The organism is Rhodococcus sp. DMF-1, assembly GCF_021441945.1.
In the GTDB taxonomy this organism is placed as follows: domain Bacteria; phylum Actinomycetota; class Actinomycetes; order Mycobacteriales; family Mycobacteriaceae; genus Rhodococcus; species Rhodococcus ruber.
Genome location: NZ_CP090444.1, coordinates 15966 through 31994 on the forward strand (window position 1 = coordinate 15966; position 16029 = coordinate 31994).

Genomic DNA, 16029 nt, shown 5'->3' on the forward strand with positions numbered 1-16029 from the left:
CCCACAACACCGGACGGCGGCCCGCCCCCAGACGCCGGGGGCGGGCCGCCCACCAGGGAGGACACGATCATGGCGGATCCGGTGTACGGGGAGTTCGTCACGCTCCGCGGTCTGATCTCGCTCGCGGGTTTGCAGCGTGGGCAGTTGAAGACGGTGGTGTGGAACAAGCAGAACGAGCAGCTGGTTGCGCTGGGCTACGCGGAGATCTACACCGGCACGGGTGCACCGCCGCCGGTGTCGGATCCGTACGCGACGCGTGAGTGGGTGCAGTCGCAGCTCGCCGACGTCGAGGTGTCGGATGCGGATCTGGCGGCGACGGTGGCGGCCGCGTCGGCGACGCGCACCGCGGTGGACGCCCGGGTGCGTGCGGTCGGAGATGCCACATATGCCCCGCGAGACCTGGCGTCGTTCGTCACCCTCGGGGACTCGCGCACCCTGCTGAACGGGCAGCCCGCTGGTCCGTCGAACTCCTCCGGCTACATCGCCAAGGAAAACCGGGGCTACATCACGCAGGCGATGGTGATGCTGCGCCAGCGGATGCAGTGGCTCGCCAACGGCGGTGTCGGCGGCGACACGGTCGGCATGATGCTCGCCCGGACCGACGACCTGCTCGCACTCGACCCCGGCTGGCTGATCGGGATGGGGGTGATCAACTCGATCAACACCGAGGGCGCCACCTCGGCGACGATCATCGGACAGCTCGAGCAGATCTTCGACAAGTGCGCCGCCAAGGGCGTGCGGGTCGTGTGGGGCACCGATTGGATCAGCGGAGGCACCAACACGACCGACAAGAAGAAGGCCGCCGCCGAGGTCAACAACTGGCTGCGCCAGGAAGCTACCCGCCGGCCGAACTTCTACCTTGCCGAGTACGCCGCCGTCATGGGTGACACCGAAACCGGCATCATCCCCGCCTCACTCGGGCAGGACTTGCTACACCAGGACGCACCCGGCGCTCACAAGATGGCACAGGAGTTGGTCCGCGTGCTCGACCCGCTGGTGCCGCGATCGGACCGGCTGCTGACCTACAACGCCGATCCGACGAACTACCTGACCAACGGGATGTTCACGGGGAATGCGGGTTCGGGTCTTGCACCGAACTGGTCGAAAGGATCATCCACGGCGACGTACGCGAAGGTCGCCCGCACTGACGGTGTGGTTGGCGAGTGGCAGCAGGTCGCGTGTACGGCCGAGACAGTGACCTCGTTGATGCAGCAGGTCACACTGTCTACGACCGATCTGGTCGAAGGGGTCCCGGTGTTCGGGGAGATCGAGTTCGAGACCGATGAAGCAGGGTGGGACGCGACCGAACTTGCCCTCCAGCTGCAGACCATCGGCGGGCCGGGCGGGTCGACTTCCAACGCCAAGGTGGTAGCCGACATGTATCGCGCTGCCTCGCAGCCGCTTGCGCAGCCGCGCATCGCGAGCGGTGTGCTGCGCACTCCGACATTCCCAGTCAGTACCGGAGCGACCCACCTCCAGTTCTCGATTCGGATGCGCGGCACCGGCACCTACCGTGTGTCCCGTGCCCGGATCGCCCGCGCCGGCTGACCCCGCCCGTAACAGCTCGTTGCGTGCGAACATCGCGACATGGGAACGAGAAAATTCGAGGCCACAGAAAAGCGGTGCCCGAACTGTGGAGGCGAGATGGAGTTCGAGGTTGATGTCGAACCGTTGCTGGGCGGCTCTGTCGACCGGACGCCTATCGGCTACAACTGCACAGGCGACTGCGGCCGGAAGTTCCACCCACATGAGGTTCCTTGATCCACTCGTAACGAATCCTTTCGGACGGCCCCACGATGCAGAGACAACGGCGTGGAACCGCGCCGCGCGGACCCTGTGCGGACATGGCTGACAGCCGGGCCACCGATAGATTTGCCGGATGATCAACGAACCACCGTCCGTGCCCGAGACCCTCCTCAAGGCTGGGGTGTCACTCATTCCCACCGTTGGCGGAGCGCTCGCAGTGATCATCCAGGACATATCCGATCGTCGCGCCTACAAGGCACAGGAAACCCTGGCATGGACAGTCGATGCTGTCGGCGAGTCAAGGCTGAGGCAGCTGGCTGAGAGCGATTCCGAGTTCGACGCGTTACTCGCGGACATGATGTTCGCGGCAGTCCGTACTGGCCTCGACAACAAGAGGCGCGTCCTCGCCAAGGTCGTTGCCAACGCAGCAACCAGTGACGAACCGATCGATACCGCCCAACTCGTAGTTGCGGCGCTCACCGAACTCGATGGCCCGCACATCCGCGCATTGGCACGGATCCGTGCAGCGGAAGTCGCGGCGGAGGGCACTGAGGTGCCGGCAGGAGAACGAGGCTTCTCGGACCCTTCGGAGAACGCTGCTTTCCACGCTGGCCATAAGGAACCCACGCCAGTTCTGTCGACTCTCGTTAGGACCGGAGTTGTGGATCCCGCGACAGTTGTAAGTGGAGGTGTTGCTATCAGGGGGACGACACCGTTTGGGCGGGAGTTGTTGGGCTACCTTGAGGATGAATCGAAGCCGCTGTCCTGAGCCCGTTATGCATGCGCTCGCAACGCATCCGGACCTCGTCGCTATCCGAACCCTCCAGCCCAGCCGCATCCGCGCGCGCAGAACCCCACCACGCCGATGTCGCGGCAGGAGCCGTCCGCGAACGACATCACCTCCCGAGTGGCGGCAGCTTCGGCCCCACATGCGGGGCAGCTGTACCCGATCGCGGGCATGGACTTCGCCTCAACCGGCCATAGTGTCTCCCCCATAGAGACGAACCTACTCGCCTAGGCAACCGGTTGGGCGGTATCTTTCGGCGAACGCTCAGCTGGCCGACCGCGACGGATCGTCGTCGCGGTGCTCGAGCTGGCGGGACTTCTCGCGTTCGTCGCGCGCTCGGATGACACGTCCGAACACCACGGCCGCGGCGACGGACAGCGCGAGCCACCCGAGCGGCAGCCAAACGATCCAGGTCATGCCCGGTACAACGGAACGTACCGGGGTAATGTTACCAGTGAGTAGAGTTCTCACCCGCGCTTTCATCCTCTGCCGACGGGAGGCTCGCAGGGGCTCCGCGCACGGGAATGGCGGGGGTCTTGCGCGTTCAGCGAGGTGGGCTGTAGGAGTCCGGACGTAGCCGTCCGTATCGGGTGGCCGGACCGACTGTGCGGCCCCCTGCGGCGCACAGACCGATCCGGCCGAACCAAGGATCCCACGCAGTCCCGCGAAGTGGAGTTCGCGGAGAAAGCAGAGCCCCGCCGGGGACCGAGTCCACGCCGGCGGGGCTCCCGGCCGCCGGCAGGGGGATGCGGCGGCCGATACCGCCCGAATACAGGGGGATGTACGGGCGGCAACCCGGAACTTTACTTCATCTTTGAACCAGGCTGAAGCCCGCCCACAGTGTCCCTCCGTCGGTGCGGCCGGTGGAGGCGCCGACCGCACCGCCGGTGACGCCCGCGGCGTCACACGGATCCCCGCCGTCCAAACTCCACAGCCGGGCAGGCGCACAACGTCGGGGTTACGCACTGCCGAAGGTGGAGACGCGAGGAGCCGAACGCGATGTCCAGCCCTCCCCGGCAGTCCACCACGCCTCGACGAGGGGAAGATATCGACAAACCGGGCGTAACGCCAACAGGTAGCTGACCGCTCGGATCACACGACGCGCGCTGCGTGCGCCTTCGGGGTCCTCCCGTAACGGCTCGCAATTGGCGGCCGGCTCGCACTGCGCAGCCCCCTGCGAGGCACAGTCCGAACCGGCCGGTCTCCAGCCTTCCACGCCCACCCGGGATGGGGACGGTATCGGACAGAAAACCCCGCCGGAGAGAGAGTGGGGGCAACTCCGGCGGGGCCTCGGTCACCGTGCAGGGGGAGTGACGGTGACAAGACCAACGGTATCGAAGGCCGGGCGACCTCGTGGGAAATCGGCTCACGAACCCCGCTCGAATAGGTGAAGCCCCGCCGGTGATCTCTGTGAGGAGCCGTCCGGCGGGGCCTGGCCGCCGGACGGGGGAGAACGGCGACCAAGATCAACTCTAGGCGGGCGGCAGCCGGCGTGCAGACCTCCCGTCAGCACCGGCTCACGATGGGCTGGCTGTACGAGTTCATGCTGATCATGGTGAACGGCATGGCGTGCATGAGCGGGCTGATCCCGGACATGCCGCAACCGCGAAATGTGGGGGTGCAGCCCTTCAGGGAGGACGAGTCCACGCACGCTCGGCGGCAGGCCTCGACACGGGAGAGCCTCGCCGTACTGCGCGTCGCGGCGAGGCCCAGCCGCCGAACGAAGGGAGAGGCGGCCGAGGTCAACTCTATGCATGCGGGTCGCGGGCCCGCAGCGCATCGGGATCACTCATCCGCGACGTCTACCGAAGCGCCGCGAGCCGCTTCCTGAACCACAACGCCACTGTCCGGGGACACCCTCGATACCCCCGGACATTGAATGCGTACCCGACGAGGGCAATCGAAAACACTATCTGCCGGTCCTACCACGGACCCCTGTCCGCTTGTATGTACGCGCCAGCCGCAAATCCCTAAAATCGGGAGCGCGCCCCGTCCTCTTCGGAGGGCGGGGCGCGTTTGTCGTGGGGGCGATGTTTCCGTCGCTCCGTGCGGGGGCGACTACTGCCCGCGGGGTCCGCGCGCGGAGTAACAGACCCGGTCGGACCGGCGATTCAGGATGTGTCGTAGATTGCCGCTACGGTCCGGTGGGCCGTGGGCATAATGGGGTAGATCCGGTGGGGAACGGAGGTGAGTGCAGTGACAGAGACACATCGCGCGCTGGATATCGCGAAGTGGTTCGTGCTTGAGGCGGAGAAGCGGAAGGCGGAGCTGTCTCACCTGAAGTTGCAGAAGCTCCTCTACTACGCCCAGGGGCACGCCTTGGCGACCCTGGGGGTGCCGGTCTTCGACGCGGAGATCGAGGCCTGGTACCACGGCCCGGTTGTCGTCGAGGTGTATCGGGCGTTTCGCGAGTTCGGCTCCGAGAACATTCCCGCATCGGTGGCGGCGTCCTTCTCGCAGGACCGCATCGACCGGGAGGCCCGCCGTCTGTTGGAGACGGTCTGGTCGGAGGAAGGCAGTAAGGCAGCGTGGGTGCTTCGGGAAAAGACCCATGCCGAGGCGCCCTGGAAGGATGCGTACGTTCCTGGAAAGAGGCATGTCGTGATCTCGCGGGAATCGATCCGGGAGTTCTTCACGGAACAGCACATGGCTCCGAGCCTGTCGATCGACGACGCGTTTGCCGAGTGGGTGGACGAGTCCCACGACCTCGCGGAGGTATTCCTGCCGGCGGCTGACCGATCCTGGGATTGGTGACTGGCATCCTTGGAGGACTTCGACACGAACCCGCCGCGCCGGGGCGAGATCTACTGGGCCGACCTCGATCCAGCTCGCGGGTCTGAACAGGCGGGCCATCGGCCTGTGCTGGTGATCAGCTCGGACGCGTTCAACAAACACATGCGCACAGTTGTCACCGCCGCGATGACGTCGAAGGTGAAGGACTCCGTACGGGAAGGGCGCAGCCCGGTGTCGGTGTACCTGCCGACGGGGCAGCCGATGGAGAAGGAAGGCGCGGTGCTCGCATTCCAGATCACCACCCTCGCGCGCGAACGCCTCGAGGACTACGGAGGGGAACTGACCCCGAGCAGATGCGCGAGGTCGATCGCGCGCTCGCTGCATCGTTCGGACTCGCGAGTTGGTCGGGTCACCCGATACCGAACGGCCGCGGCAAGCCCAGCAGATAGTCAGAAGGAGTCCGCTCCGGGGCGTTTCCAGAGGCCGGTGTGTGTTGCGAACCATGCTGGTGGCGCGGTGTTCTCGGCCGTCGGTACCATCGCGGTCGGCGCCTCGAAAACGAGTGCGGGACCGGGCGGTGCTGGAATACCAGGCCAGGGCCTTACCGCCCCCCGACGCGGGGATCCGTTGCGGGACGTGCAGATCATGGCCCGGCACTCCGACCCTCGCATGACCAGCCGCTATGACCGGGCCCGACACAACCTCGCCCGACACGGGAACTACGTGCTCGCCGCATACCTCGGCGGCGCCGCGTAGAGGCGTAGTGGGGGTCACCCCGGGCACCTACCGTCGCGCGCATGATGCTTGAGGTCGGGATGCCTGGGGGTGCCCATGACGTGTGACTGGCCCGTCGATCGCACCTGCCTCCCGACCATCGCGGCACTACCCGACACGCCGACCCCGGAGCAGGTCGCCCAATTCGAAGCCGACCACCTTCGGATGCAGGCCGCGGTCGACTCCGCCGTCACCGTGCTGTGGGCGCTCACCGGCCGCCGATTCGGCGCCTGCCCCGTCGTCGCCCGCCCCTGTCCACGCCGCCCGGATCCGATCACCGGGTGCTGGACGCCCGGCATCGGGTTCATGCCCATCCTCGACGCCGGGGTATGGCGCAACGTCGCCCTCGCCGCCGGCACCTGCGACCCGTACGGGCCGAACGTCATCGACCTCCCCGGCCCCGTCCAGGAGATCACCACCGTCACCGTCGACGGTGTCGTCCTCGCCCCGGACTCGTACGAGCTGCACGGTGACCGGTTGTACCGCGCCGGCGGTCAGTCGTGGCCGGGACAGGATCTGTCGCTGCCACCCGGCGCCGCGGGGACGTGGTCGGTGGAGTACCTGCGCGGCACCCTGCCCCCTGCCGGGGCTGCGCACGCCGTCGGGCAGCTCGCGGTCGAGTTCTGGAACGCCTGCTCCGGCGGTAAGTGCCAGCTGCCGCGGCGCGTCACCTCCATCAGCCGGCAAGGCGTGACCGTGCAGAAGGTCGACCCCACCGACCTGATCTCCGCCGGACAGACCGGCATCCCCGAGGTCGACCTGTGGGTGTACGCCCTGAACCCGAACAAGCTCGCCGCCCCGCCGCGGGTCATCTCTCCGGATGCGAGGCCGCGATGAACTCCCACCAGCGGCTGCTGCGGCTGGTCGCGATCACCCTCGAGGAGCTGCGCGCCCAGTTCGTCGACGCGACCCCGCTCGGCGGAAAGACGAACGAGCCGATGTTCGCCCCGGGTGCGTTCTACGCGGCCGACACCTACGACTACGACGGCTGCGCGGGACAACCGGTGGTGAACGTGGTGCGGATCTACCCGACCGCCGGCCGCGGCGGCGGACCGCTCGACGAAACCGCCACCAGCGTGCCGTGCGGCACGGTGTGGGCGGCGATCCTGCAGATCGGCATCGTCCGCTGCACCTCCGTCATGGACGAACGCGGCAACGTCGGCGACCCCGCAGACATCCAGAACGAAGCACTGGTCCTGCTCGACGACGCGGCCCGGCTGCGGGCGGTGTGGTGCAACGTGATCGCCCGCGCCGACGACGAGGACATCTCCTCCGCCGCGCTGGTGGACGCATTCGAACCGGAGGGGCCGGACGGCGGACTGGTCGGTGGCCGGCAACCCGCCCGGTTCCAACTCGCATAGGAGGCATACCCATGGCGCAGGTGTTGATCAAGGGAAGGATCGCCACCGTCGAGCTCGGTGTGGGGAGGAGACGGTGGTCGAGCACACCGCCCGCATCGAGCAGCTTGCCGAACTCGGCTACATCCGCATCGTCGGGTCCATCGCCGGCACCCACACACCACCACCGGCGTCCCTGGCCCCCGCAGTGCAGGCGGCGGCCGACGACAAGGACCCGGTCGACCCCGAGGTCGAAGCATCCGCCACCGAGAGTCTCGCGGCGGACGGCGAGGTGCCTCCGCGGTCGGGCCGCGGCTCCCGCCTGACCGCCTGGCAGCGATTCCTCGACCATCGGGACATCACCTACCCGGCCGACGCGACCCGCGACGACCTCGTCGACCTGTGGGGCACCCACCTGCAGGATCAGTCGTGACGCTCGAGGAGCAGATCACCGACTGCCTGCTCCGGCTCCGCCGCGCCCGCACCGAACACGCCCGCATGCTCGCCCGGGGCGCCGGCAAGAATCGGATCACGGAGGTCGCCGACGCCGTGAAGCTCCTCGACGACCGTCTCGACACCCTGCTCTCCCGCGTCCCCCGCACACCGATCGAACAGGCGGTACCGGCATGAGGATCCATCTCGACTACGACGGCGACTACAACCAGGACGACGCCGCGCTGCGCCAGTGGTTCGTGCGGGAGGTCGGGGCCAAGACCCAGCGCGCCACCCGCAACACCATGAACCAGGCCAAGACCAACGCCCCCGTCGACGTCGGCACCCTGCGCAACTCGCACCGGCAGGACCCGGTGCGGATCGCGGGCTGGATCATCGACTCCGCGGTGGCGGCGACGGCGCGGCACGCGCTGTGGGTGCACGAGGGCACCGGCCCGCACCCGATCCGGCCGCGCACCAAGAAGGTGCTGTCGTGGAAGGGCCCCGGTGGTCGGGTGTTCGCCCGCTCGGTGATGCACCCCGGCACGACGGCGCGGCCGTGGCTGCTCAACGCGGCGCGGGTTGCGGCTGGAGCCGAGGGGTTCTCGGTCACCGAATCCTGACGCGGGGTCGTCACCTCGGGGTCGCATGATGCGCGCCATGACCACCACCCCTGAGAACGGCATCGAACTGGAACGTGAGCTCGCGAAGATCTCGGCCGAGCGTGAGGCCCTGGAGAAGCGCGAGGCCGAGCTCGCGGCCCGCACCGGCGGCGACACCCCGTCGGCCGACACCCATCCGGACACCGACAGCGCGGACGACGGCGACGACGAGGAGGCGCCGCCGTGGCCGCACGACACTGTCGAGTTCGCCGGCGAGACCTGGGAAGTGCGCTACCCGACCACCGACGCCGCCCTGGTGTGGAACATGCAGGTGTCCAAGCACGCCCCGGCCTCGGTCCGCAACGACGCACCGATGGTGTTCCTGTCCAAGCACATGTCCGAGAAGTCCCTGGCCCGGATGCTCGAGCGGCTCGCCGACCCGGACGATGCGGACTTCGGATTCGACAAGCTCGACCAGCTGCTCACCACGCTGTTCACCGGGGAGACCTCGCGCCCTACCCAGCCGTCGTAGCCCTCGCCCAGGCCACGACGGAGCAGTGGCCCCCGCTGCGTGCCCGCATGGTGCTCGCCGGGATCCACGACCCGCTGCGCATGCTCGGCTTCCACCAGCTCCTCGACGTCGTCGAACAACTCATCCTCGAGACGATGGCGCCGGAGGAGCGGCAGAAGTACATGCGGCAGATGTATCCGCCGCCACCGATGCCGGATCCGGACACCGATACTCCGCCGCCGGGGTGGAGCCGGGAGGACGAGATGGCCGCGTTCACCGACGGGTGAACGCGGCACCCTCACCTCGTACCGTCCGCGGCCATGACGACCGTCGGCGAAGCGAAACTCAAACTCTCTGCTGACGGTTCGTCCCTGCCCGCCGAGGTGCGGGCCGCGGTCGCCGCCGCGCTGCGCAACATCAACGAGACCCTCAAGGTCGAGGTCGACGCGGACGTTTCCCGCTTCGAGTCGAAGATGGCGACGGTGCTGCGGCCCCGCGAGGTCGACGTCGATGTCGATGTCGACCGCACCGCGTTCGACCGGTTCCTGCGCGACATGGACCGCGCCGACAAGGAATTCGTCGTGCGCGTCGCGTTGCTCGGCGACACCGACGTCGGGGACCGGTTCTCCGATCAGAGCATCGGGGTGCGGCTCGACATCCAGAACGCGGGGGCGTTCAACGCGCAGATGGCCACCCTCACCCGGCCACGGCAGGTCGACGTCAGCATGAACGTCGACCAGTCGCAGCTCGGGGCGTTGGCCGCGGTGCAGAATCGCACGGTCGACATCCGCGCCAACCTGACCAACGCCGGGCAGGTCGAGGCCCAACTCGCGTACCTGACTCGGCCGCGGTCGGTGAACATCGGTATCGACGTCAACCACTCTCAGCTGCAGATGCTCACCCAGATGCTGCAGTCGCTGACCAACCTCGGCGGGTCTCTCGGCGGCGGCGCGCTGTCGTCGGTCGGGTCGATGCTCGGTGGCATCGCTTCGGCTGCGACCTCGGCAGTCGGGGCGATCGCGATGGTCACGACCGCGGCCTCGGCGGCGGCGGTCGCCGCCGGCGCGATCCCCATCGCCCTGGCCGGAGCCATGGGTGCGGTCACTGCCGCCGCCGGTGCGATGTCTGCAGCGATCACCGGCGGCATCGCGGGGTTCATGGCGTGGCAAGGCGTACTCGCCGACGACCGCGTGTACGACAACATGATCGCCAACCTCGACAAGGTCAAGCAGCGATTCTCCGAGATCGCTGAGCGGCTCGGACCAGCCCTGACCAGGATGTTCGATTCGCTGCCGGGAGTGTTCGACCGAATCGCCCCCTCGTTGGAGCGGATCACCGACGGTGTCTCCGGCCTGATCGACCACTTGACCGGCAAGCTCCCGGAGATCGCGGATCAGCTCGGCCCCGCGCTGGAGAAGGCCTTCCAGGCCGGTGTGCCGCACATCAAGAACCTGATCGACAACCTGCCGCGGCTGACCGAGGCGTTCGGCAACTTCATGTCGAAGTTCGGCGACCCGGCCGTGGTCGAGGCTGCGAACCGGGTCTGGCAGAAGCTGCCCGGCATCCTCGAGAGCGTCGGCGACGCCATCCCCGCCGTCGCGCAGGGCTTCTCGGACCTGATGGGCTGGATCGACGCCGGCAACCTCGACCCGTTCATCCAAGGGTTCAAGGACCTGTGGGCGGAGCTGTCCTCGGCGGACTGGTCCGGCACCATCGATTCGATTGCCAACCTCGCCAACACGTGGGGCGAGTTCATGTCCAGCATCGACGGGCAGTCGGTCGCCGACGGCATCACCGCGGTCGCGACCGCGTTCGACGCTGTCCTCAACGCGGGCATGGCCGTGAAGAACACCCTGGACGGGATCTGGGACGTCATCTCCCCGAAAAACGTCATGGGCGAGATGCGTGAGATGGCGCACGCCATCCTGGGCATGCTCAAGGACACTTTCGGGAATCTGCCGTTCATCGGGGACGACATCTCCAAGGCCATCGACGGGGCGCTGCAGAAGCTCGGGCCGGTGAAGTTCAAGGCCACCCCGGAGATCGACAAGGTCGGCGTCGAGAAGCTCGAATCCATGCCGGGTCCGAAGATCAAGGTGGACGTCGAGCCGCAGTGGCATGGTCTGACGACGAACAAGCCGCCGAAGGTCAAGGTGGACATCGAGACCGACAGTCACAAGATCCCGGTCGAGGTCGACGTCAAGCCGTTCAAACTGGATATCCCGCCCAAGGCCAAGGTGATGGTCGACGTCGAGTCCACCCCTTCAAACTCGACATCCCGCCGAAGACGAAGGTCATGGTCGACGTCGAGCAGACCGCCGGGTTCAAGCTCGACGTGCCGCCGAAGGTGAAGGTGATGGTCGAGCCGGACGGCTCGGGGTTCTTCAACTTCGCGCCGCCGCAGCCGCCGCCGGTGAAGGTCAAGGTCCTCGCCGACACGGCCGGGTTCTCCGCGGATATCGATTCGAAGACCAAGGTCATGAAGACCGTGACGATCCCGATCGCCTACGGTCCGCTGCCCGCCGCGCCGCAGATTCCGACTCCGCCGACGGTGCCGGTTCCGCTGCAGTTCCAGGTGCCGCCGATGCCGGCGATCCCCTCGCCACCGCCGGTGCAGGTCCAGGTCCACACTAACGCGGACGAGGTCACCGGGAAGATCAACAGCATCCCAGGGTCGAAGGTCACCGCGCACACGGTGACGTCGAACGTCGGCGCGGTGATCGGGCAGATCGCGTCGATGCAGTCCGGCACCAGCTCGTTCCATTCGGTGTCGTCGAACGTGGGGGCGGTGGCGGCGCAGATCTCCTCGCTCAACGGCCGCAACACGAGCTCGACGCACACCATCCGGGTCGTCGAGACCGGCAGTGGTAAGCGGATGGAGGACGGCGGGTTCAACTTCCGCTCCTACGCGGCCGGGGGAATCACGGCGCTGGAGAAGTACGCGAACGGCAAGCTGCCGTCGGCGGCGACGATCATGCGGCCACGGCGTCGGCTGATCCAGTGGGCCGAACCCTCGACGAAGGGGAGGCGTTCATCCCGCTGGCCCGGTCCAAGCGCGCCAGGTCGCTCGACATCTGGGAGCAGACCGGTCAGATGCTCGGGGCGTGGGATCAGGTGTATGCGTCGATGGCGGCGCGCGCGGCGGGGGCGCCGTCGCTGGCACCCTACGCGATGGCGGCGGCCGGTCTGGGCAACGCAGGAGGAGTCGGAACGAACCGGACCGAGGTGCACGCGCCGATCACGATCCAGGCGGCGGCGCAGCCGGCGACCACGGGGTGGGCGGTGCAGTCCGCGCTGACCTCCCGGCTGAGAGGGTAGAGGGAGATGGCGTACCGAGGCCTGTTGTTCTACGGCGACACGGAGCTGATCAACTCCCGCCGCACCGTCGCGCACATCCTCAACGGCGTGAGACCGCTGTCGTTGGAGGTGCGGCACGACGACTCGTGGCCCCACACGGCGCGGCTGCTTTCGCACGCGCCGTACGTGATGCCCGACGAAGCACCATGGCACACCCCTGGCAATCCCGACTCGCTCGAGTTCGCCGGGGTGTGGCCGATGTCCGTCGACGGCCTCGACACCTCCACCTTGTCGCGGGAGATCGTCGAAGGGCTCGGCGACGGAGCCACCACGGGTGTGACCCGTTTCGGGTCGAAACAGATCACGATCACCGCGCTGCTGGTGGCGTCGTCCGCGGCCGGTGCGGAGTTCGGGTTGCGGTGGCTGACAGAACGGCTCGCCGACGCCTCGGAAGTCGGGACCGGGACGTCGTTGCGGTTTCTGTCCGCCGCCCCCGAACTCGATCCGAATCTGACAGGTGTGGCGACACGGGCAGCGATGGCCGGGCGGTGGCGGACGCTGTACCAGGTGGTGACCACGGCGCCGCCGACGGTGACAGGCCGGTTCGGATTCACCCGGGGGCAGGACACCCAGGCATCGGTGTTCGCGGTGTCGTGGACGATGACTGCGCTGATCCCGTACGTCTTCCACGACCCCGTCGTCGCGATCGCCGGCTCGTCGTTGACCGGGATCTTGACGTCGACTCCGACCTGGACGGTCGCGGTGGACGGAGAATGCGACGGCGACTGCACGGATACCGGTGCAGCAGTGCTGTTCGATCCGGACGCTGCACCGGCGGCGAGGGTGGTGCGGGAGCTGACGACCGTCGGTTCGGCGGGGGTGTGCGTCCCGCTCGAATCGAAACGGATCGCGCAGGCGTTGCCGGCGGACACGGGCCGCGCGGCGCGTCCGGATGTGGTGCGGGTGGCGGTGACGACTGGTGCGCAGGTGGCGCGGGGACTGCGGCTGCAGATCGTCCCGGGCACAGGCATCGAGGCGTGGGAACTGGCGGAGCGATGCGGCGCGCTCACCGAGATCGGCATCTCCTACATCCCCGCAGGGTCGACCCTGACCCTCGACGGTGCGACCGGCACCGCATGGTGCGACACCGCCGATGGCCGTATGGACGCGGCCGCGGTGGTGCGGGAAGTGGTGGCGCGCCGTGGCGCTTCCCGCTGCTCGACGACATCGGCAGCTACGGGGTGTTGCTCGATACACCGGCGTCGCTGACCGAGTTGACGGTGGATGTGTGGACGATCGCGAGGGAGTCGTAGACGATGTCGGGGTTGCTCGGGGCTGTGTCGCAGCGCGTCACGTTGACCGACTACGCGGGGGTGTTGCTCGCCGAGATCCCGGCATCGGACACCGCCCGGGTGGAGTGGACTCGCGAATCGCGGTCGGTGTCGGTGGCGTCGACTGCGGTCGTCGCCACCGACCAGGTGGCGCGGGATGTAGAGCCGTGGGTGCATCGGCTCAACGTCTGGCGCGGTGAGCAGCTCGCGTGGACAGGTCCGGTGATCCGCACCGCGGCAGTCGGTACGAAGTTGACTGTGGCGGCAGCCGACCCGGGGTGTGGTTCGAGCGCCGCAAGATCAAGCGGGGCCGACTGTTCTCGAATACCGATCTGTCGATCATCGCGGCGCAGATCATCGAGGACGCTTTCGAAGGCGACGACCCGGACCGCATCGTCGACCGTATGATCGTCGCCCCGACCGGTGTCTTCAGCTCGGTGACCATCACCCCGAATACCCGATATGTCTCCGAGCAGCTCGCTGACCTCGCCGACCTCGGGTTGGTGTGGCAGTTCGTGGCCGGGGTGCTCATCGTGGGTCCGGCTGTCGAGCAGATCGAGCTCGCGTCCCCGTTGGGGGATGAGCACTTCTCCGAGCCGGTCACGGTGATCAAGGATGGGTCCAAGACGGCGACGTCGGTGACCGTGCTCGGCACCTCGTCGTCGGCGACGGTGGGGGTAGACCCTCGGAGGATCCGGGGTTCGGTCGGATTGAGCGGATCGTCAAGGCGGACACCGCCGATTCGGTGCAGGCGTGCACGGTTGCGGCGTTGGACGAGTTGAACCGGTCGAAGGTCACCCCGCGGTCGGTCACTGTGTCGGACGCAGCGAGGTTGTCGTCGAGCGCGCCGGTGCAGCTCGGTGACCTGATGCCGGGAGTGCGGATCCCGATCGCGACCACATCCACCGGCATCGACCTGGGGAGTGTGATGCGGCTGCAGACGGTGCGGTCGATCGCCCAGTCCGGTACCGAGTCGATCATGATCACCGTCGAGGACGCGCCGCCGCCGCGCAGCGAGACGGAGATCGCCGAGATCGCGCCGACCTCGTCGTCGCCCTACACCATCGTCACCTCCGGCGGCCCCATCGTGTGCCAGCAGGTGTGGGAGCCGACCGGTGGGTTCATCGGTGCGCTGCTCGGGTGGGGAAAGTGGGTCGAAAAGTGCACGAAGGACGGCAAACCCGTCACCCGAAGCGGCAAGGAGGAGGTCGATACGCTGCCGGCAACGAAACGCTATTCGTACACCCTGTACGTCTCGGTCGGAACCAGACCCGACTTCTACATCAACTGGGAACTGCGGAAGGTGGAATCGTGACCGAACCGATCGATGCGGCGCCGATCGATGCGGCACTGACCGCCCCGGCACCCGCCGCGGGCTCGGGTGTGACCGATCAGGACGCGAAGACCCTCGAGGACATGGCGAACCGCCTCGGCAAGCTGGAGCGGTCCACCGTGGTGCGAATCAACGAGTGGGCGCTGACCCAGGAGTACGAGACGGTTCCGCTCAACGGGCTCACCGCAGGATCTGATCCGCAGCCGCAGGTCGTACTCAAAGCCACCAACGTGACCACCGGGGAAGGGGAGATCCTGGTGCCCCCGGCGGCCACCCAGGAGTGGATCGCCTATATCGAGGCGCTGATCGAACAGAAGTACGCCGCATTGTCGTCGTCGCTGTCGTCGTTGGCGTCACGCGTGTCGTCCCTCGAATCGAGGATGTCGACGGCCGAGTCGGACATCAACGATGTGGAGTCGGATGTCCGCGGCGTCGAGCGGGACGTACGGAGTTGCTGCTCGTAGGCGGTGCGGCACCGGGGGTGCGTACGGTGCGCAGCCATGGTGAATGTGTGTACCTCAGAACAGTTCACCGAGGACGGCGGCATCCTCGGGCTGTCACCGTTCGCGTTCGCAGCGCCGGTCGCGCAGACGACCGCGACGTCGACCGGAGACGGCACGATCACCGCCCACCCCGGCGCCGGCGGCCGCGCCCTGATCGACGCGTCGCTGCACTGGGCCAACACCTATCCGTGCCCCGTGCGGGTGCAGCCGATCCTCCGGAAGCAGCGGCGGGCACTGTCGGCGACAGCCTCGAATATTCTCGTGGTGCGGGACCGGGCGACCACGCTGGTCGGGACCGACGCGCCCGGAGTCCCGATCACCGCGGTGGACCCGGATCCGACGGCGGTGTTCGACTCGGAGTGGGGTGGCGGCAACATCGTCGGCGCAGCCGCGACCGGTGATGCGACACCACGGGTGGAAGTCAACAGGTTCGCGCCGCAGCAAACCGTGTTGCTGCAGATGGTGTCTGTCGGGGCGGGCGAGTCGATCTCGGTTCGCTTCAAGGCCCGGATGTACATGCCCTATGGTGCCGGGGCTGCCGGCACCTTCCATCCGTCGACCGACGCGAACGACGTCAACAGCATCGCGGTGCTCGGGACGAGCATCGAGTTCGTGGCATACCCCACTGCCCTGTAGTGAGAAT

The 16029-nt window shown here is 67.6% G+C and carries 20 protein-coding genes; 17 read left to right on the plus strand and 3 right to left on the minus strand.

Translation table 11 applies throughout. The features are described from left to right. Positions 1–69 precede the first annotated feature (69 nt). Both LZP97_RS26835 and LZP97_RS26840 read left to right on the plus strand, forming a co-directional pair. Entirely contained in the window at positions 70–1548 is a 1479-nt protein-coding gene (locus LZP97_RS26835; protein WP_048772449.1) for an SGNH/GDSL hydrolase family protein, read from the plus strand. Positions 1549–1879: 331 nt separating this feature from the next. Then, positions 1880–2515 carry a hypothetical protein gene (locus tag LZP97_RS26840; RefSeq protein ID WP_152693009.1) on the plus strand — a complete coding sequence of 212 codons (636 nt, stop codon included), beginning with the start codon at positions 1880–1882 and terminating at the stop codon, positions 2513–2515. 282 nt (positions 2516–2797) lie between these two features. On the opposite strand, the gene LZP97_RS26845 is transcribed toward LZP97_RS26840, so the two are convergent. Beyond that, positions 2798–2950: a hypothetical protein gene (locus tag LZP97_RS26845; protein WP_200903450.1), complete on the minus strand. Its 153-nt coding sequence runs from the start codon at positions 2948–2950 to the stop codon at positions 2798–2800. Positions 2951–4729: 1779 nt separating this feature from the next. Here LZP97_RS26845 and LZP97_RS26850 point away from each other — a divergent pair. The 10 genes from LZP97_RS26850 to LZP97_RS26895 all read left to right on the plus strand — a co-directional run bounded on the left by LZP97_RS26850 (position 4730) and on the right by LZP97_RS26895 (position 11273). Beyond that, positions 4730–5287, plus strand: coding sequence for a Panacea domain-containing protein (locus LZP97_RS26850; RefSeq protein ID WP_161800539.1), 558 nt, complete (start codon positions 4730–4732; stop codon positions 5285–5287). Between the two features lie 9 nt (positions 5288–5296). Beyond that, on the plus strand, positions 5297–6022 hold the full coding sequence (locus LZP97_RS26855) for a type II toxin-antitoxin system PemK/MazF family toxin (protein ID WP_234575299.1): 726 nt from the start codon (positions 5297–5299) through the stop codon (positions 6020–6022). Between the two features lie 75 nt (positions 6023–6097). Beyond that, positions 6098–6877: a hypothetical protein gene (locus LZP97_RS26860; RefSeq protein ID WP_048772439.1), complete on the plus strand. Its 780-nt coding sequence runs from the start codon at positions 6098–6100 to the stop codon at positions 6875–6877. Next, on the plus strand, positions 6874–7401 hold the full coding sequence (locus LZP97_RS26865; RefSeq protein WP_048772437.1) for a hypothetical protein: 528 nt from the start codon (positions 6874–6876) through the stop codon (positions 7399–7401). Before LZP97_RS26860 ends, LZP97_RS26865 begins: the two co-directional genes overlap by 4 nt. Positions 7402–7474: 73 nt before the next feature. Next, entirely contained in the window at positions 7475–7810 is a 336-nt protein-coding gene (locus LZP97_RS26870; protein ID WP_234575300.1) for a hypothetical protein, read from the plus strand. Continuing rightward, complete coding sequence (locus LZP97_RS26875; protein ID WP_048772431.1) at positions 7807–8007, plus strand: hypothetical protein; 201 nt, start codon at positions 7807–7809, stop codon at positions 8005–8007. Before LZP97_RS26870 ends, LZP97_RS26875 begins: the two co-directional genes overlap by 4 nt. Further along, positions 8004–8432, plus strand: a complete 429-nt coding sequence (locus tag LZP97_RS26880; protein WP_234574936.1) for a hypothetical protein — start codon at positions 8004–8006, stop codon at positions 8430–8432. Before LZP97_RS26875 ends, LZP97_RS26880 begins: the two co-directional genes overlap by 4 nt. A gap of 37 nt (positions 8433–8469) precedes the next feature. Continuing rightward, positions 8470–8943 carry a hypothetical protein gene (locus LZP97_RS26885; RefSeq protein WP_152693007.1) on the plus strand — a complete coding sequence of 158 codons (474 nt, stop codon included), beginning with the start codon at positions 8470–8472 and terminating at the stop codon, positions 8941–8943. Continuing rightward, positions 8871–9209 (plus strand): DUF7240 domain-containing protein, encoded by a 339-nt coding sequence (locus LZP97_RS27565; RefSeq protein WP_442792846.1) that lies wholly within the window; start codon positions 8871–8873, stop codon positions 9207–9209. The genes LZP97_RS26885 and LZP97_RS27565 overlap by 73 nt, the downstream gene beginning before the upstream one ends. A gap of 33 nt (positions 9210–9242) precedes the next feature. Further along, positions 9243–11273: a hypothetical protein gene (locus LZP97_RS26895; RefSeq protein ID WP_234574937.1), complete on the plus strand. Its 2031-nt coding sequence runs from the start codon at positions 9243–9245 to the stop codon at positions 11271–11273. Positions 11274–11427: 154 nt separating this feature from the next. Here LZP97_RS26895 and LZP97_RS26900 read toward each other — a convergent pair whose 3' ends face one another. After that, positions 11428–11817, minus strand: coding sequence for a hypothetical protein (locus tag LZP97_RS26900; protein WP_234575302.1), 390 nt, complete (start codon positions 11815–11817; stop codon positions 11428–11430). Positions 11818–11922: 105 nt separating this feature from the next. Here LZP97_RS26900 and LZP97_RS26905 point away from each other — a divergent pair, with 105 nt between their 5' ends. Continuing rightward, positions 11923–12240, plus strand: a complete 318-nt coding sequence (locus LZP97_RS26905) for a hypothetical protein (protein ID WP_234575304.1) — start codon at positions 11923–11925, stop codon at positions 12238–12240. 6 nt (positions 12241–12246) lie between these two features. Further along, a complete protein-coding gene (locus LZP97_RS26910; protein ID WP_234575305.1) occupies positions 12247–13488 on the plus strand; it encodes a hypothetical protein in 1242 nt (413 codons plus the stop codon). 94 nt (positions 13489–13582) lie between these two features. On the opposite strand, the gene LZP97_RS26915 is transcribed toward LZP97_RS26910, so the two are convergent. Continuing rightward, positions 13583–14137 (minus strand): hypothetical protein, encoded by a 555-nt coding sequence (locus LZP97_RS26915; protein ID WP_234575307.1) that lies wholly within the window; start codon positions 14135–14137, stop codon positions 13583–13585. Positions 14138–14319: 182 nt separating this feature from the next. Here LZP97_RS26915 and LZP97_RS26920 point away from each other — a divergent pair, with 182 nt between their 5' ends. From LZP97_RS26920 to LZP97_RS26930, 3 genes are read left to right on the plus strand one after another with little or no spacing between them, the layout of a single operon-like run. After that, the gene (locus LZP97_RS26920; RefSeq protein WP_234575309.1) at positions 14320–14865 is read left to right on the plus strand and encodes a hypothetical protein; all 546 of its coding nucleotides are present in this window, start codon (positions 14320–14322) and stop codon (positions 14863–14865) included. Then, positions 14862–15347, plus strand: a complete 486-nt coding sequence (locus LZP97_RS26925) for a hypothetical protein (RefSeq protein WP_048772415.1) — start codon at positions 14862–14864, stop codon at positions 15345–15347. The genes LZP97_RS26920 and LZP97_RS26925 overlap by 4 nt, the downstream gene beginning before the upstream one ends. Before the next feature lie 36 nt (positions 15348–15383). Then, on the plus strand, positions 15384–16022 hold the full coding sequence (locus LZP97_RS26930) for a DUF7172 family protein (protein WP_048772412.1): 639 nt from the start codon (positions 15384–15386) through the stop codon (positions 16020–16022). The last annotated feature ends 7 nt before the right edge of the window (positions 16023–16029 follow it).

Excerpts from the sequence above, each read along its gene's own strand:
- LZP97_RS26840 (WP_152693009.1), top strand. The coding sequence starts at position 1,880 with ATGATCAACGAACCACCGTCCGTGCCCGAGACCCTCCTCAAGGCTGGG.
- LZP97_RS26835 (WP_048772449.1), top strand. The coding sequence starts at position 70 with ATGGCGGATCCGGTGTACGGGGAGTTCGTCACGCTCCGCGGTCTGATC.
- LZP97_RS26880 (WP_234574936.1), top strand. The coding sequence starts at position 8,004 with ATGAGGATCCATCTCGACTACGACGGCGACTACAACCAGGACGACGCC.
- LZP97_RS26860 (WP_048772439.1), top strand. The coding sequence starts at position 6,098 with ATGACGTGTGACTGGCCCGTCGATCGCACCTGCCTCCCGACCATCGCG.
- LZP97_RS26910 (WP_234575305.1), top strand. The coding sequence starts at position 12,247 with ATGGCGTACCGAGGCCTGTTGTTCTACGGCGACACGGAGCTGATCAAC.
- LZP97_RS26845 (WP_200903450.1), bottom strand. The coding sequence starts at position 2,950 with ATGACCTGGATCGTTTGGCTGCCGCTCGGGTGGCTCGCGCTGTCCGTC.
- LZP97_RS26885 (WP_152693007.1), top strand. The coding sequence starts at position 8,470 with ATGACCACCACCCCTGAGAACGGCATCGAACTGGAACGTGAGCTCGCG.
- LZP97_RS26895 (WP_234574937.1), top strand. The coding sequence starts at position 9,243 with ATGACGACCGTCGGCGAAGCGAAACTCAAACTCTCTGCTGACGGTTCG.
- LZP97_RS26930 (WP_048772412.1), top strand. The coding sequence starts at position 15,384 with ATGGTGAATGTGTGTACCTCAGAACAGTTCACCGAGGACGGCGGCATC.
- LZP97_RS26865 (WP_048772437.1), top strand. The coding sequence starts at position 6,874 with ATGAACTCCCACCAGCGGCTGCTGCGGCTGGTCGCGATCACCCTCGAG.